This window comes from Amycolatopsis sp. WGS_07 (assembly GCF_045278895.1).
In the GTDB taxonomy this organism is placed as follows: domain Bacteria; phylum Actinomycetota; class Actinomycetes; order Mycobacteriales; family Pseudonocardiaceae; genus Amycolatopsis.
In genome coordinates this window covers 2,685,640-2,700,724 of sequence record NZ_CP136053.1, presented here as the reverse complement: position 1 = coordinate 2,700,724, position 15,085 = coordinate 2,685,640, and the positions used below count along the sequence as shown (strand labels likewise).

The 15,085-nt window shown below is 67.0% G+C and carries 14 protein-coding genes; 6 read left to right on the top strand and 8 right to left on the bottom strand.

Going from position 1 to position 15,085, the window contains the following annotated elements; all coding sequences use genetic code 11:
- Positions 1–37: 37 nt before the first annotated feature.
- Entirely contained in the window at positions 38–1,051 is a 1,014-nt protein-coding gene (locus tag RPX00_RS12645) for an ABC transporter substrate-binding protein (RefSeq protein ID WP_406639708.1), read from the bottom strand.
- Positions 1,052–1,113: 62 nt separating this feature from the next.
- On the opposite strand from RPX00_RS12645, the gene RPX00_RS12640 reads away from it, so the two are divergent.
- Both RPX00_RS12640 and RPX00_RS12635 read left to right on the top strand, forming a co-directional pair.
- Positions 1,114–2,130, top strand: a complete 1,017-nt coding sequence (locus RPX00_RS12640; protein ID WP_406639707.1) for a FecCD family ABC transporter permease — start codon at positions 1,114–1,116, stop codon at positions 2,128–2,130.
- Positions 2,127–3,107 (top strand): FecCD family ABC transporter permease, encoded by a 981-nt coding sequence (locus RPX00_RS12635; RefSeq protein ID WP_406639706.1) that lies wholly within the window; start codon positions 2,127–2,129, stop codon positions 3,105–3,107. Before RPX00_RS12640 ends, RPX00_RS12635 begins: the two co-directional genes overlap by 4 nt.
- On the opposite strand, the gene RPX00_RS12630 is transcribed toward RPX00_RS12635, so the two are convergent.
- From RPX00_RS12630 to RPX00_RS12620, 3 genes are read right to left on the bottom strand one after another with little or no spacing between them, the layout of a single operon-like run.
- Entirely contained in the window at positions 3,108–3,950 is an 843-nt protein-coding gene (locus tag RPX00_RS12630) for a transglutaminase domain-containing protein (RefSeq protein ID WP_406639705.1), read from the bottom strand.
- A complete protein-coding gene (locus RPX00_RS12625) occupies positions 3,947–4,894 on the bottom strand; it encodes an alpha-E domain-containing protein (RefSeq protein ID WP_406642889.1) in 948 nt (315 codons plus the stop codon). Before RPX00_RS12625 ends, RPX00_RS12630 begins: the two co-directional genes overlap by 4 nt.
- Positions 4,895–4,908: 14 nt before the next feature.
- Positions 4,909–6,570 carry a circularly permuted type 2 ATP-grasp protein gene (locus RPX00_RS12620; RefSeq protein WP_378303474.1) on the bottom strand — a complete coding sequence of 554 codons (1,662 nt, stop codon included), beginning with the start codon at positions 6,568–6,570 and terminating at the stop codon, positions 4,909–4,911.
- Positions 6,571–6,736: 166 nt separating this feature from the next.
- Here RPX00_RS12620 and RPX00_RS12615 point away from each other — a divergent pair, with 166 nt between their 5' ends.
- From RPX00_RS12615 to RPX00_RS12605, 3 genes are read left to right on the top strand one after another with little or no spacing between them, the layout of a single operon-like run.
- Positions 6,737–7,651 carry an ABC transporter substrate-binding protein gene (locus RPX00_RS12615; RefSeq protein ID WP_406639704.1) on the top strand — a complete coding sequence of 305 codons (915 nt, stop codon included), beginning with the start codon at positions 6,737–6,739 and terminating at the stop codon, positions 7,649–7,651.
- Positions 7,652–7,670: 19 nt separating this feature from the next.
- Complete coding sequence (locus tag RPX00_RS12610; RefSeq protein WP_406639703.1) at positions 7,671–8,624, top strand: amino acid ABC transporter permease; 954 nt, start codon at positions 7,671–7,673, stop codon at positions 8,622–8,624.
- Entirely contained in the window at positions 8,621–9,394 is a 774-nt protein-coding gene (locus RPX00_RS12605; RefSeq protein WP_406639702.1) for an amino acid ABC transporter ATP-binding protein, read from the top strand. Before RPX00_RS12610 ends, RPX00_RS12605 begins: the two co-directional genes overlap by 4 nt.
- 37 nt (positions 9,395–9,431) lie before the next feature.
- Here RPX00_RS12605 and RPX00_RS12600 read toward each other — a convergent pair whose 3' ends face one another.
- Genes RPX00_RS12600 through RPX00_RS12585 form a run of 4 tightly spaced genes read right to left on the bottom strand, consistent with a single transcriptional unit; the run spans position 9,432 to position 12,531 of the window.
- Entirely contained in the window at positions 9,432–10,172 is a 741-nt protein-coding gene (locus RPX00_RS12600) for an ESX secretion-associated protein EspG (RefSeq protein ID WP_406639701.1), read from the bottom strand.
- Between the two features lie 27 nt (positions 10,173–10,199).
- Positions 10,200–11,414 carry a hypothetical protein gene (locus tag RPX00_RS12595; RefSeq protein WP_406639700.1) on the bottom strand — a complete coding sequence of 405 codons (1,215 nt, stop codon included), beginning with the start codon at positions 11,412–11,414 and terminating at the stop codon, positions 10,200–10,202.
- Between the two features lies 1 nt (position 11,415).
- Complete coding sequence (locus RPX00_RS12590; protein WP_406639699.1) at positions 11,416–12,021, bottom strand: DUF3558 domain-containing protein; 606 nt, start codon at positions 12,019–12,021, stop codon at positions 11,416–11,418.
- Positions 12,022–12,531: a hypothetical protein gene (locus tag RPX00_RS12585; protein ID WP_406639698.1), complete on the bottom strand. Its 510-nt coding sequence runs from the start codon at positions 12,529–12,531 to the stop codon at positions 12,022–12,024. It lies immediately after the preceding gene.
- 248 nt (positions 12,532–12,779) lie between these two features.
- On the opposite strand from RPX00_RS12585, the gene RPX00_RS12580 reads away from it, so the two are divergent.
- Positions 12,780–15,083 carry an oxidoreductase gene (locus tag RPX00_RS12580; protein WP_406639697.1) on the top strand — a complete coding sequence of 768 codons (2,304 nt, stop codon included), beginning with the start codon at positions 12,780–12,782 and terminating at the stop codon, positions 15,081–15,083.
- Positions 15,084–15,085 lie beyond the last annotated feature (2 nt).

Here is a 15,085-nt window from a genome sequence, read left to right as displayed (position 1 = left end):
GTGCCTGCGCCGGGTTCGCCCGGCGCAGGCACAGGTCTCAGGCCAGCTTGCCCAGCGCGTCGGCCACGCGGGTCTGCTCCGCCGCGAACCGCTGGTACGAGAACGGCGTCTCGTTGTTCCACGGGATCAGCTTGCCCGCCTTCACCGCGGGCAGCTGCTGCCAGGTCGGGACGCCGCCGAGCCCGTCCGGGCCGAGCGAAAGCGATCCGCCGCGCGAGTCGTACATGATCACGTCGGCCGCGTACTTGCCGACGTTCTCCCAGCTCACCTGCTCGTAGTAGCCGCCCTGGCTTTCGTCGGGCTTCTCCGGCAGGACGAACTGCATCCCCTTCTCCTGGTAGTGCTTCGAGGTCGCGAACTTCGAGGGGTTGGCCACGTACGTCGTGTCCTTCTGCGCCGACAGCAGCAGCACCTTGAGCCCGGACGTCTTCTTCACCGCCTCGGCGAACTTGGCGTCCGCGGCCTCGTACTTTTCCTTCGCCTGCTGGATCTCCGGCGTCGCGACGTCCGCGCCGAGCGCCTTCGCCAGCGCCTCGAACTTCGCGATCCCCTGCGGCATCGCGATGTCTTGTAGTCCAATGCCGACACTCGGGGCGGCCTTGTCGACCTTCTCCGCCATCGTGTCCGGCACGTACCACATCTGCTGCTTCAGGTAGATCACGCTGACCAGCAGCTGCGGGTTCAGCGACACGAACTTGTCGAAGTTGAACTCGTTCCACACGTTGCCAAGCGACGTCACCGACTTCAGGTCGACGCCGCCCGCCTGCGGATCGGGCTTGCCGTCCGGGAGCTTCGACGGGCCGAAGATGCCCACCGACTTCACGCCGAAGTCCCACAACGCGGCCGCGGCGGTCACCTGTGCGACGATGCGTTGCGGACGCTCGCCGCTGAGCTTGCGGCCGCGGTCGTCGGTGAAGGACCACGTCGTGCCGCCGCTCGCCGCCGGCTGGTCGTCTTTGTACCCGCAGGCGCTCAGCAGGCCGAGGGTGCCCGCGGCCGCGGTGCCCGCGAGGAAGCCGCGGCGGGACAGCCGCGCCGGTGAGATGGTCATCGGAACTCCGGAGGATCGGGTGAGGTACCGCCTGAGGTTAGCCTTGCCTTAGGGTAAACGCCATGGTCCTGCTTGGGGAGCGCGTCACATCCCGGCGCTGGGGCGTTCGCGCGACAGTGCTGGTCGCGGCGCTCGTCGCACTCGTCGCGGTGGTGGTGCTGTCCATCGCCTTCGGCTCCAACCGATTGCCGCTCGGCAGCGTCTGGCACGCGCTGTTCTCTTACAGCGGCACGTTCGAGGACGTCGTGATCCGCGACGCCCGGCTGCCGCGGACGCTGCTCGGGCTCGCCGTCGGCGTCGGGCTCGGGCTGGCCGGCGCGCTGCTGCAGGCGATCACGCGCAACCCGGTCGCGGACCCCGGCCTGCTCGGCATCAACCACGGCGCGGCGGTCGCGATCGTCCTTGGCGGCGCGGTGTTCTCGGTGTCTTCGCCGGAGCAGCTGGTGTGGTTCGCGTTCTTCGGCGCGCTGGCCGGAACGGTCCTGGTCACGGTGATCGGCGGCTCGGTGAGCCCGCTGCGGCTGGTGCTCGCGGGCGTCGCGATCCAGGCCGTGTTCGTCGGGATCAACCAGGGCATGCAGATGATCAACACGCACAGCCTCGACCAGATGCGGTACTGGCTCGTCGGCTCCCTGGTGAACCGGAACCTCGACAGCCTCGCCGGGCTGCTCCCGTTCTTCGTGGTCGCGCTGGTGATCGCGGGAGTGCTCGCCCGGCCGCTCAACGCGGTCGCACTCGGCGACGACAGCGCGCGCGGTCTCGGCGCGAACCCAGTGCTGACCCGCGCGGTCGGCATGATCGCGGTCGGCCTGCTGTCGGCGACCGCGACCGCGGCGTGCGGGCCGATCGCCTTCGTCGGGCTGATGATCCCGCACGTCGTACGCGCGCTGGTCGGCCAGGACGAACGGTGGGTGCTGCCGTTGTCCGCGCTGCTCGGGCCGGTGCTGCTGCTCGGCTGCGACGTACTCGGCCGGCTGCTCGGCGGTAACGGCGAAATCCAGGTGGGCGTGATGACGGACGTGATCGGCGGTATTGCCTTCGTGGTCGTGGCGCGGCGGTTGAAGGCGGTGCGGCGATGAGGACGTGGGTGGTCGTCGGCCTGCTGACCCTGGTGGCGGCGGTGCTTCTGGTGCTGGCCGTGGGGACCGGCGACTACGAGATGTCGCCGGTCGAAGTCCTGCAGACGCTCGCCGGGTCCGGCACGAAGGCGCAGTACCTGGTGGTCACCGGCCGCCTGCCGCGCGCGTTGGTCGCGATCTTCGTCGGCATCGCGCTCGCGCTGGCGGGCGCGGTTTTCCAGACGGTGACGCGGAATCCGCTCGGCAGCCCGGACATCATCGGCTTCACCACCGGCTCGGCGACCGGCGGGATCATGATGATCCTGCTGTTCGGCGCGGGTCCCGGCCTGGTTTCGGTCGGCGCGATCGCGGGCGGCCTGCTCACCGCGCTGCTGGTCACCGCGCTGTGCGCGCCGCACGGGTTGCTCAGCTCACGGCTGGTGCTGCTGGGCATCGCGGTGAGCGCCGTGCTGGCCGGAGTGAACGGTTACCTGCTGGTGCAAGCGAAACTCGAGGCCGCGGCACAGGCGGTCGGCTGGCTGACCGGCGACCTCGCGGGCCGCGACTGGAACTACTTCATCCCGTTGTGCCTGGCCGTCGTGGTGCTCGCGCCGTTCATCTTCGTGCACCAGCCCGCACTTCGGATGCTGGAAATGGGCGATGACGCCGCCGTCGCGGTCGGTGTCGCGGTGCCGCGAGTGCGTGCGGTGGTGCTGCTGGCGGCGGTCGCACTGGCCGCTTCCGCGACCGCCGCGACCGGGCCGATCCCGTTCGTCGCCCTCGCCGCGCCGCAGCTCGCGCGCCGCCTGACCCGCCGCCCGGGACCGAACCTGCTCGCCTCCGCGGCGATGGGCGCGGTGCTGGTGCTGGCGGCGGACTACGTGGGCCAGCGGGTGCTGGACGCTTCGCTGCTGCCGGTAGGCGTGGTCGCGGCCGCACTGGGCGGCGGGTACCTGCTGTGGCTGTTGGTGGTTTCCCGTCGCCGGCAGACCGCGTGACTACGCCAACCTGGTCAGTTCCACCGAAACATCCAAAGTGGACTGACTGGCCCCGGTGAAGATCCCCTTCAACGGGGCCACATCCGCGTAGTCGCGTCCGGTCGCGACCCAGACGTGCCGCGGTCCGACCGGGATCGCGTTGGTCGGATCGTGCGCCCACCAGCCGCCGGTCCACACATCGACCCAGGCGTGGCTTTCGCCCTCCACCTTCTCGCCGAGTTTGGCCTCCGGCTTGGTGTGCAGGTAGCCCGAGCAGTAGCGCGCCGGAATGCCGATCGCGCGCAGCATCACCAGCGTGACGTGCGCGAAGTCCTGGCACACGCCCTCGCGCGCCCGCCACGAATCGGTCGCCGTGCTGTGCACACCGGTCGTTCCGGGCTGGTACTTCAGCTGGTCGTTGACCCAGCCGCAGATCGCGAGCACCGCGTCCGCCGGGTCCAGTCCTTTGCGCAGCGCACGGGCCTGTTTGGACAGTTCCTGATCATTGGGCGTGTACGGCGTCGGCGTCAGATACTCCGTGCGCTGATCGCGGACGGTCTCGCTCTGCAGGTCCTTCCACGTCGCCGTGTGCACCGGTTCCGCCTCGTCCGCCGTCTCCACCACGGAGGTCGCGAGCACGGTGAACTCGGTGTGCGGCGCGTGCAAGTCGAACGACGTGACGTCGGTGCCCCAGTAGTCGGTGTAGCGATACGCGCGAGTGGCCGGGGAGGTTTCGATGCGAGTGGCCAAAGTGGTCTGCCGCCGGTCCGAGCGCGGGGTGAGCCGGGCTTCGTTGTACGACTGGGTGGCCGGCGTCGCGTACCGGTAGCCGGTCCGGTGTGTCACCCGCAATTGCCAGGTCACAGGGATACCTCCGCGCCGCTCCAAGCCACCCACGGTGACGTGTGGAAGTACTGCATCGACACCGCTTCCCCGATTTCCTTGATCGCTTCCTGCAGCCCGCGCAGCCGTCGTGGCAGGTCGTCCAGTAGCGCCGAGGGGTGCAGGAACTCCAGTTCGCTGCGGGCGCGGCCGAGCAGCCGTACGGCCTCGGACTTTTCGTTGCCCCGCGCGTTGATTCCCGGGTCCAGCTGGCGCAGGCAGTCCTCCGCCTGGCGCAGTGCGTGGAACACCGAACGCGGGAACAGCGTGTCCCGCAGCAGGAATTGCACCACGCGGGCGGCGTCAAGTGCGCCACGGTTGGTGCGCAGGTAGGTGTCCTGCGCGCCTGCGGAGCGCAACACAGTCATCCAGCCCGGCGACGAAGCCCGGTCCGAAACTCGCGAAAGCAGCAGCCGGACCACCATGTCCGCGCGTTCGACCGACCGGCCGAGCACCAGGAACAACCAGCCGTCGTCGCGGCTCATCGTGGAATCGGCGAGACCGGCGAACATCGCCGCCCGTTCCTCCACAAAGGACAGAAAGGCGTGCGGTCCGGCGCGGCGGGCGTAACGCTGCCGGTCCGGTACCGCGTTCCACGTCGCGTTCAGGCATTCCCACAGCTCGGTCGAGACCACTTCGCGCGCGCCGCGGGTGTTTTCCCGCGCGGAGTTGATCGAGCCGACAATGGACGACGGATTGTCCTTCGCGTAGGCGACTAGCTCGGTCAGCTTCCAGACGTCGAGCGCGTCGCCGGCGTCGAACGGGATGCCGAGCACGGCGAGCAGCTGACGGCTGACGTGGTCCGGGTCGACGCTCGCGTCTTCCAGCAGCTGATGCACCGAGACGTTCAGGATGCGGGAGGTGTCGTCGGCGCGTTCGACGTAACGGCCGATCCAGTACAGCGACTCCGCGTTGCGGGCCAGCATCATGTTTCCCTCCCTCAGCTCTGCTGTTGCTGTTGCTGCTGCTGCGAAGTGGACAGTTCCGGACCCTGCTCCGCGGCCACACCGTCCACAACGGACACATCGCCGAGCGCGGGACGGTCGAGTTCCTGCTCCGACGTCGAGGACCGCGACGCGAGTACCCAGGTGTCCTTCGAGCCGCCGCCCTGCGACGAGTTCACCACCAGGCTGCCCTCGGGCAGTGCGACCCGGGTGAGACCGCCGGGCAGCACGAAAATCTCCTTGCCGTCGTTGACCGCGAACGGCCGCAGGTCCACGTGCCGCGGCGCGAGCCGATCGTCCACCTTGGACGGAACGGTGGACAGCTGCACCACCGGCTGCGCGATCCAGCCGCGCCGGTTCGCGCGCACCTTGCGGCGCAACGCGTCCAGTTCCTTTTTGGACGCGTCCGGCCCGAAGACGATGCCGTATCCGCCGGAACCCTCGACCGGTTTGATCACCAATTCGTCCGCGTGCTGCATGACGTGGTCGAATTCGTCGGGCAGCCAGCAGCGGAAAGTGTCCACATTGGGCAGGATCGGTTTCTCGTTCAGGTAGTAGCGCACCATTTCCGGCACGTAGGTGTAGACGAGCTTGTCGTCGCCGACGCCGTTGCCGACCGCGTTCGCCACCACCACGTTGCCCGCGCGGGCGGCGTTGAGGATGCCGGCGACGCCGAGCACCGAGTCCGGCCGGTGGTGCACCGGGTCGAGGAACTCGTCGTCGATCCGCCGGTAGATCACGTCGACCTGGCGTTCGCCCTCGGTGGTGCGCAGGTAGACGACGTTGTCGCGGCAGAACATGTCGCGGCCCTCGACCAGTTCCACGCCCATCAGCCGGGCCAGCAGCGAATGCTCGAAGTAGGCCGAGTTGTAGACGCCGGGGGTGAGCACGACGACCATCGGGTCGGCGACGTTCGGCGCGGCGGCCGCTCGCAGTGCGCGAAGCAGATGTGACGCGTAGTCACCGACCGGCCGGACCCGGTGCCGCGCGAACAGGTCCGGGAACACGCGCGCCATCGTGCGCCGGTTCTCCATCACGTAAGACACGCCGGACGGGTTGCGGAGATTGTCCTCCAGGACGCGAAACGTGCCCTCTTCGTCGCGGACCAGGTCCACTCCGGACACATGGATGCGCACGCCGTTGGGCGGTTTGATGCCGTAGGCCTCGCGGTGGAAGTGCTCGCACGAGGTGATCAGCCTGCGCGGCAGCACGCCGTCGCGCAGGATCTGCCGGTCGCCGTAGACGTCGGCGAGGAACGCCTCCAGCGCGCGGACCCGCTGTGTCACGCCGCGTTCGAGCCGGGACCATTCGGTCGCCTGGATGACGCGGGGCACGAGGTCGAGCGGAAACGGCCGTTCCTGGCCGGAAAGCGAGAACGTGATCCCCTGGTCCACCATCGCCCGGTCGAGGGCCTGCGAGCGGTTGGTGAGGTCGCTGGCGTCGAGCGCGGCGATCGAGCCGTACAGCGCGCGGTAGGGCCCGCGAACCACGCCGTCGGGCGCGAACATCTCGTCGTAGGCGCCGGCGTGCGGCCGCTCCGGAGCGAGGTAGCCGTCGAACTGCGCGCCGGGCCGGGCCGCGCGGCGGCCTTTCACCGTTCGCGCACGTCGTCCGGCTGGCGGCAGCCGGGGACCGGGGTTGCTGTTCATGGGGGACATCCTGACTTACCGTGCGCGACGGCCGCGACACCCGTCTTCCGGCAAGTCCTGTGCGAAACTTCCCCGTGACGCATCAGTGCTGTGCATACCCGCTTCCGAGTGGCAATATGCCAGCTCTCAACCCTTGAGAACTACGAGGAGTGACGAAGTGGCCCGAGGACAGCAAATGAAGGCACTCGCCCTTCTCCCAGCCTTCGCGCTCGTCGGCATGACGATGGCGTGCGGCGCGGGCGGCAACGGCATGGGCGACTCCGGGGCCAGCCAGGCTCCGGGCGGCTCGGACGCGGCCGCGCCGGCGGCCAAGAAGGACGACGCGCTGGCCGCGCTGGTGCCCGCGGGCGTGAAGGCGGACGGCAAGATCGTCGTCGGGCAGGACCAGACCTACCCGCCGAACGAGTTCAAGGACCCGAACGGCAAGGTCACCGGGTTCGACGTGGACATCGCCAACGCCGTCGGGCAGGTGCTCGGGGTGCAGATGGAGTTCCAGAACTCGACCTTCGACGGGATCATCCCCGGCATCGAGGCGAAGAAGTACGAGATGGGCGTTTCGTCCTTCACCATCAACGCCGACCGGATGCAGTCGATCGACATGATCTCCTACTACAAGGCGGGCACGTCGCTGGCGGTGCTCAAGGGCAACCCGGAGAAACTGACCCCGGATACTCTCTGCGGCAAGAACGTGGCGGTGCAGCAGGGCACGACGCAGGTCGAGGATCTGCAGAAGCGCACGAAGGCCTGCACCACCGCGGGGAAGCCCGCGATCAACGTGACCACCTTCGAGGCGCAGACCGACGTGAACCTCGCGCTGACCGCGAAGCGGGTGGACGCGGAACTGGCCGACTCCCCGGTGATCGACTACGCGGTCAAGGTGACCAACGAGCAGCTCGAGGCCGTGGGCGAACCGTACGACACCGCGCCGTATGGGATCGTGCTTCCGAAGAACAGCGGCGACTACGGCAAGGCCGTGGAGGGGGCGGTCCAGAAGCTCATCGACGACGGAACGTACAAGAAGATCCTCGAAAAGTGGGGTCTGTCCGCTTCCGGCGCGGTCGCGAAGTCGGAGATCAACCCGACCCCCTGAGCTAAGGATTTAGTTTCTCGTGTCTGAGTCCACCGAAGCATCCCGACCAGGGGTGCCGAACGATGCCGCCCCGATCAAGGCGGTCCCGGTCCGGCATTACGGACGCTGGATCGCCGGGGTGATCATCCTTTTCCTCGCGTTTATCGTGATCCAGAGCGTGATCACGAACCAGGCGCTGAAGTGGCCGGTCGTCGGAAGCTATCTTTTCGACTCCCGGATCCTGCACGGTTTGCAGAACACCCTGCTGCTGACCGTGCTGTCGATGGTGATCGGCATTGTCGGCGGGATTCTCCTGGCGGTGATGCGGCTTTCCCCCAACCCGCTGATGTCCGGGGCGGCCTCGATCTACATCTGGCTGTTCCGCGGAACTCCATTGATCACGCAGCTGATCATCTGGAACTTCCTCGCGCTGGCGTACCCGAGGGTCGGACTGGGCATCCCGTTCGGCACGACGTTCGTCAGCTGGGACACGAACACGCTGATCACGCAGCTGACCGCGTCCCTGCTCGGCCTCGGGTTGAACGAGGCCGCGTACATGGCCGAGATCGTCCGCGGCGGCATCCAGTCGGTCGACGGCGGGCAGTTGGAAGCGGCGTCCGCATTGGGCATGAGCCGGGGCAAAACGCTGCGCCGGATCATCCTGCCGCAGGCGATGCGCGTCATCATCCCGCCCACCGGGAACGAAACCATCTCGATGCTGAAGACGACGTCTTTGGTCGTCGTGATCGGGTACTTCGAGCTGATGCAAGTGGTTCGGACGATCTATTCGCAGAACTACGAAACCGTGCCGTTGCTGATCACCGCGGCGGCTTGGTACCTGTTCATGACTTCGGTGCTCACGGTCATCCAGTACTACATCGAGAAGCATTTCTCCAGGAGCAGCTCTCAGGCCACCGCGACGCAGGCTAAGTGGGGATCACGAATGCTGGGCTTCCGCTTTGGCCGAGGCCGCGAAGGAGGTGTCTCGCAGTGACTCCCGTAGTGTCCGCACAGAAGGTGTGCAAAAGCTTCGGCTCACTGGACGTGCTGAAGGGCATCGACCTGGAGGTACACGACCGCGAGGTGCTCTGCCTGATCGGCCCGTCCGGTTCCGGCAAGTCCACTTTGCTGCGCTGCATCAACCACCTGGAGAAAATCGACGCGGGCCGGTTGTACGTCGATGGGGTGCTGGTCGGTTACCGCGAACGCGGCGGCCGCCTGCATGAGCTGCGAGACAAGGAAATCGCGGCCCAGCGCAAGAATATTGGGATGGTTTTCCAGCGGTTCAACCTGTTCCCGCACATGACGGCGCTGGAAAACGTCATGGAGGCCCCGGTGCAGGTCCGCCGCGAGCCGAAAGCGCAAGTGCGAGAGCGTGCCCAGGAGCTGCTGGACCGAGTCGGCCTGGCCGACAAAGCGGGTTCCTACCCAGGCCAGCTTTCCGGCGGCCAGCAACAACGGGTCGCCATCGCCCGAGCGCTGGCTATGCAACCGAAGCTGATGCTTTTTGACGAACCAACGTCCGCTTTGGACCCAGAACTGGTGGGTGACGTCCTGGGCGTCATGCGCCAACTGGCGAAGGACGGCATGACGATGGTCGTGGTGACCCACGAAATGCAGTTCGCCCGCGAAGTAGCCGACAAGGTCTTCTTCATGGACGGCGGCGTTGTGGTGGAGTCTGGTTCTCCGGAGCAGGTCATCGGTGATCCGCAGCATGAACGGACCAAGGCGTTCTTGTCCCGGGTCTTGAACCCGAACGCTTGATGGTGGGGCCGCCCGGAGATTATCCGGGCGGCCCTTCTCACTGTCGCAGCTCGTTCTCCAGCTGCTGCAACTTCTTCGCCAGCTCCTGCGGCCCAGCCCCCGCCAGGCTGATCCAGCCGGATTTGTCCACCCCGAACAGAATCCGGCCTTCCTCCATATCCGCCCACCCCGGCGGATTCTCATTGCGCCGCCGCTTCCCGCGACTGTCCCGGACCGCGACGTACAGCCGCCCGAAATACGTATGCGGCTTATCCAGCCACTGCAATACCTGCTTAGCGTCCCGAATACTCGGACTAGTCCGTCCGGTGTTCTGCCCGCTCTTGACCAGCTCGAGATCCGCGTCCGAGCAGTTCAGCGAGAGAACCCTCGCCGCCGGCGCCTCAGGCAGCAACGCGATGAACTCGCGCACCAACGAATCCGCCGAACACGGCGAGATGTACAGCTTCTGGTTCACCGCAACAACAGTCGCCGCGTCCCGCCCGCTCGCCGCAGCGCGCACCGTCCGCTCGCCACGTTCCGATTTGACCCACGAGTAGTACTCGACGCCCGGCCGCTGCAACAGATGCATCGTCTCGACGAACTCGTCGGCGAGGCGTCCGCGTTGCATCAACCCGACATTGTGCAACTCGCGGTCGGTGTCGGCGGCCAACTGCCGCCGCTCCTCCGGCGAGTACCAGAGCGCACCGCGAACCAGTGTCGGGTGGATGTCGCCGAGATTCAGCCGCTCCAGCAGTACTTCGAAAGTCTGCAGGCTCAGCTCAACGGGCTTGCGCAGCACCGCTTTTCCCTCCCCCTAGCCATCCCGCTAAGCCCCAATGACCGGTGGCGTCGGCCTGCCACCGTCGTAACCACCGAAAATCGAGTCCGGGTCGTCCTCGGCCAGCAAGATCTTGCGCTGGTGCTCCTCGTCCTCCGGGCCTTTGCCGCCCTTGCCGCCGCCACCCATGCCGCCCATCCCAGGCTGGCCTTTGGCTCCGGCCGCTCCAGCACCACCGGCACCAGGACGAGCCGCGCCCGCGCTCTCGCCGAGCGCTCCTGCGCCGGTACCGCCTCCGACCCCACGCGGCCCAGCACCACCGCTGCTCGAACCGCCAGGCCCACCGGACCCTGCCCCAGACCCGGACCCGCCGGGCCCGAACCCGCCGCCGCTGGTAGGCCCAAAGCCACCGAACCCGCCGACCGGCCCGAACGTGCTGTTCGCTCCCCCAGGATTCCCGCCCCCAGGCGAAACGGACGGCGGCTGCCAAGCAGACGGAGGCGGCGGAGTGGGATCAGCCCAAGCCGCCCGAGTGCTGTCATTCGGCGGTTGCACCGGCGGCGGTGCCACGGCCCCACCGTGCCCAGGCGGCGGAGGCGCCTGCATGCCCGCCGCGCCGGGAGGAGCGGAGTAGCTGCTGGGTCCGCTGCTGTAGTTGTGCGAGGAACCACCACCGGACGAGTGGTGCCCGATACCGGAACCGATCCGCCCTGAAGAGGTCCCCGGAGTCTGCTGATCCGGGGTGATGCCAGTCGAGGACACATCCGGATCGTGAGCTGCCGGATAGTCCATGGGCATGGTCTGGGTTCGAGGATCGGTGCTCAGCTGGTACTGGCCGTACGCCTCGACGTTCTTCTTGGTCTTGTCGTCGAACTCCGCGGCGGCGATCTCGTCGTCGCTTGCCCCGATCGAAACGTAGTCCGAGAGCTTCTGATCATCAGGCCTGCTCGCCGCGACTGGAACAACAGCGTTCTTCACATAGTTGAACGCCGCCGACTGTTCCGCGATGGACTTCTGCATCGAGTCCATTTTTTCCGCGGCGATGTGGGAAGTAGCGATCAAGGGCGCAAGTCCGGCCTTGCCAGTCTCCGCGGCCTGCCCTTTCCAGAAAGAATTGAGCGCCGCTTGGCTTTCGGTGAGCTTGTTGGCTACCTCGTTGTGGATGGATTTGAGGTCGCCGCAGCCGCCGCCCATGGCGTTCAGGCCTGTCGTGTCGCCCGGGTCGTGGATCTGGTTGTAGATGTCATGACCGTTGAGTGCCATGTCAACCTGCCTTCAGCCGGGTGATCTCGGCGGCGGCCAGCTTCTCCGCCATCCCGCACGGGTCGGCTACCGCCGGGCTTCCCGAACGCAGCTGGGTGTTGACGGTGTAGGTGAGGTCGTCACGGACCCCCACCGCGAGCGCGCACGATCCGGTCCCCTCGTCGCCTTTGCTGTAGACGACCGACGGGTAGCCCAATATCGGCGCGTGTGGCTTGAAAGTGGTGAGCCTGCCTGCCTTGTTCTCCTGGTAGAGGCTGTCGAGGCCGCGCTTGTTGCCGGAGAAGAAACCAGCGCTGACGTTGCCGCCGCTTCCGTCGAACGTCCACTGGCAGGATTTGCCGACGATCGACTGGGTGACAGAGGTGCCCTTGACCTTGCCGCCTACCTGTTCCACCTCGGACGTCGGGAGGGCGGAGCAGGGGTCGGCCTCGTACTGGGCCGTGTTGGTCAGCGGCACGGCGACCTTCGGGGCAAGCATGGCCTCTGACGACTGCGAACTGGCTGGCGCTGGTGTCGGTTGCCCCCCGGTCGACCCTCCTCCGCAAGCCGTCAGCAGTACCGCGCCCGCGCCGGCGAGTACGAGTTGGCAGACGCTACGAATTCGCATTCAGTCGACCTTTCGGGTTCCGCGCAGCGCGTCGATCGCAGCGTGGTCCTGCTTCACATACGCGGTTCGGATATCTTTGAGGGTTTGGACATAAGAATCCAGGTAATCGACTGTTCCGCGGAGAAATTCGTTGTACGCGGTGGTGGCGCGGTCCGCTGCCTTCGAGTATGCCGTCGTGACGGTGTCCGAACCCGGCTGACCGAGCTGCGCGAACTGGAGCGCGATGGTTCGGGCCCTCGCGTACTCGTTGTCCAAGCTGTCCTCGAGCTGCTTGATTACCTTGTCCATCGCTTCCGGGTTGAATTCCCAGCCGCCGTTGGACGCGGCCGCCGCGAAGTCGGCCTTCGCCTGGCCCGATCCAAGGGCTCCGAAATTCGGCGGAGGCGGCGGTGGAGGCGCGGCCGCGTTGGCTCCCGGGATCAACCCGGATCCGGGCGGAGGAGCGGTCGGGGCCGTCGAGAGAAGCTCGTTTTGGACACCCTGCAGTCCGCTGTTCGTTCCGTCTGGCATGTCGTGCCTCCCCGCACGGGCCGCAGCTTCCTGGGCGCGGCCTACCCTCTGTTCTTGATCAGCTTCGACTAGTGACCATAGCAGGCGTCAACCACCCGGGATGGCTGTTCGGACAAGATCGCTCGGATCACCCACGTAGTCGTCCGCACGCGCTCGGTAGCCGAACCGGCACTACTCCACCCGGCCCCTTGCTCATCCGCCGTTGATCCGATTGCCTGAAGGCCGACGATCGTGGGGAGAAGGGGCTCGTGCCGACCGATACGACCTTGCCGCCGCTTGATCCGTTTGCCGGGGTTCCCGACAAACGGTACGAGGTGAAGGCCGCGGACCTGCTCAAACCTGGTACCGGCGGCATCCTTCGCTGGCGGAGACAGGCCACCAACGCGCCGATCGTGCAGGTCGAGGACGCTTACATCACCGGGACGCTCGATCTGCGCGCCGCGGACCTCAATTTCCTTTTTCAATTCGAGCGTTGCCGGTTCGAGCATCCGCCGGACGTGCGTGAGGCGACCCTGCTCGGGCTTGTTTTCCGGAAATGCTGGCTTCCTGGGCTTCGAGCGCGGAATTTGCGCAGCCGGAATGACGTTCGGTTAATCCGCAGTGTCGTGGAAATCGCGGCGGATGAATTCGAGGTGGAGACCACCACCGTGCAGCGGGGTGACGATCGCGAGCGCGGGATGCCCAACGCCGCGGTCAATCTCACCGACGCGGTGATCGACGGGTCGGTGGTGCTCACCAGGACCACGATCAGCCATCCGCACGGGAAGGCGATTCAGGGCGACCGGCTGGTGATCACCGGTGCTCTCCTGGCATATCGGATGGTCGCCAAGGGCGAGGTGCGGCTGCCGGGTATGCGGACCGGCGGTAACGTCAACTTTTCCGGGGCTACGTTCGACAATCCGGATGGCTTCGCGTTCAACGGGAACGGCTTGCACATCGGCGGCAGCCTGCTGTGCGAGGTCGACAACTACGGGCCGGCCAGTGAGCGGAAACGGTTCTCCGCCAAGGGAGTCCTCTACCTCCCCAGCGCCACTGTGGACAGTGACATCGTCATGCGCGAGGCGCGGCTTCAGGTCGATCAGCGCGGGCCGATCGTCGTGGACGCCTGGAAGTCCGGGGATCCGTACCTCGATCCGCGGCCCGCGTTGGTCGCGGATCGGCTGAAGGTCGACGGGAATCTCGAATTGTCCGACGGGCTAAGGGCCTTCGGCACGCTACGCATGGTCAACGCGCGCATCGGCGGGTCGCTGAGGCTCGCCGGCGCGGAGATCACCATGGTGCGCGGGCGCGCGACGCCGTATTACGACCGGGCGTTGCATCTCGACGGGTCCACGATCGGCGGCGACATCGAGGCGACCAATCTCCGGGTGCCGATCGGGCAGCTCCGGCTCGCGGATGTCACGGTCGGCGGCAACTTCCTCGCCTGGAACTCGATGTTCCTGCATCCGGGACGCGACGTGTTTTCCGCGCGCCGCGCCAAGATTTCCGGGAATTTCCAGCTGACCGACGCGACGCTGAAGGGCACGCTCCGGCTGCAGGGCGCGGAAATCGGCGGCAGCGTGAACATGTTCGGCACCTTGCTGACCGAGCCCGGGCAACGGAAATCGAGCAGTTTCTCCCTCGACATCCGCACCGCGCGGATCGGGCGCGACCTGGTCCTGACTGAGGACAAGGACCGGCCGTTCCTGGCTGAGGGCGGGGTGAACCTCGACGGCGCGCAGATCGCGCGGCGGCTCGACCTGGGCGGCGCGAAGCTCGGATCCCTTGCCCCGCATGACATCGCGCTCGACGCCAGTGACGTCACGGCGGACGAGTTCGTCCTGTCTCCCGCTGAGCCGCCGAGCGGGTCGGTGCGGCTGCGCAGGGCGCATTGCGGTTCGCTGGCCGACAACGAGGAGATCTGGAACGCCACCGACGGCCTCCAGCTGGAAGATTTCCGTTACGACGCACTGAAACACGGCATCGCGCTCGACGACGACAAAGCGCTCGACCACCGGATCGAGTTGCTGCGTAAGGCAATGCGCGGCTACCGGCCAGGCCCCTACGATCAGCTCGCCGCGACCCTGCGCGCGGCCGGAAACGAAGAACACGCCTCGACGGTCGCCCTGCGGAAACAGCAGTTCCGCTACGAAGCGCTCGCGAAGGGCTTCAAGTTCTTCGGCCCCGGCGTGCGGGTGTGGAGCTGGCTCCAGCGCTCGATGGTCGGCTACGGCTTCCGTCCGGTGCGCGCGCTCGGCTGGCTGTTCACGCTGCTGGTGCTCGGCAGTCTGTGGTTCGGCCTCGGCAAGGACGACTGCGTCAACGACCACACCGGCCGTTACATGACGAGCGGGCCGCGCTGCCTGGTCAACCAGCAGGACTCCGGACTGCAGTGGAATCCGGTCATCTACACCGCCGACCTGCTGGTCCCGATCGTCGACTTCGGCAACAAGTCGCGCTGGTACATGCACGGGGCGGACAACTGGGTGGCGGCCGGGTTCACCGCGTCCGGCTGGATCCTCGCGACGACCGTCGCGGCGGGCGTCAGCCGAATGCTGCGGAGGGAGTCCTGATC

Excerpts from the sequence above, each read along its gene's own strand:
- RPX00_RS12590 (WP_406639699.1), bottom strand. The coding sequence starts at position 12,021 with ATGCGAATTCGTAGCGTCTGCCAACTCGTACTCGCCGGCGCGGGCGCG.
- RPX00_RS12635 (WP_406639706.1), top strand. The coding sequence starts at position 2,127 with ATGAGGACGTGGGTGGTCGTCGGCCTGCTGACCCTGGTGGCGGCGGTG.
- RPX00_RS12645 (WP_406639708.1), bottom strand. The coding sequence starts at position 1,051 with ATGACCATCTCACCGGCGCGGCTGTCCCGCCGCGGCTTCCTCGCGGGC.
- RPX00_RS12640 (WP_406639707.1), top strand. The coding sequence starts at position 1,114 with ATGGTCCTGCTTGGGGAGCGCGTCACATCCCGGCGCTGGGGCGTTCGC.
- RPX00_RS12585 (WP_406639698.1), bottom strand. The coding sequence starts at position 12,531 with ATGCCAGACGGAACGAACAGCGGACTGCAGGGTGTCCAAAACGAGCTT.
- RPX00_RS12615 (WP_406639704.1), top strand. The coding sequence starts at position 6,737 with ATGAAGGCACTCGCCCTTCTCCCAGCCTTCGCGCTCGTCGGCATGACG.
- RPX00_RS12595 (WP_406639700.1), bottom strand. The coding sequence starts at position 11,414 with ATGGCACTCAACGGTCATGACATCTACAACCAGATCCACGACCCGGGC.
- RPX00_RS12625 (WP_406642889.1), bottom strand. The coding sequence starts at position 4,894 with ATGCTGGCCCGCAACGCGGAGTCGCTGTACTGGATCGGCCGTTACGTC.
- RPX00_RS12620 (WP_378303474.1), bottom strand. The coding sequence starts at position 6,570 with ATGTCCCCCATGAACAGCAACCCCGGTCCCCGGCTGCCGCCAGCCGGA.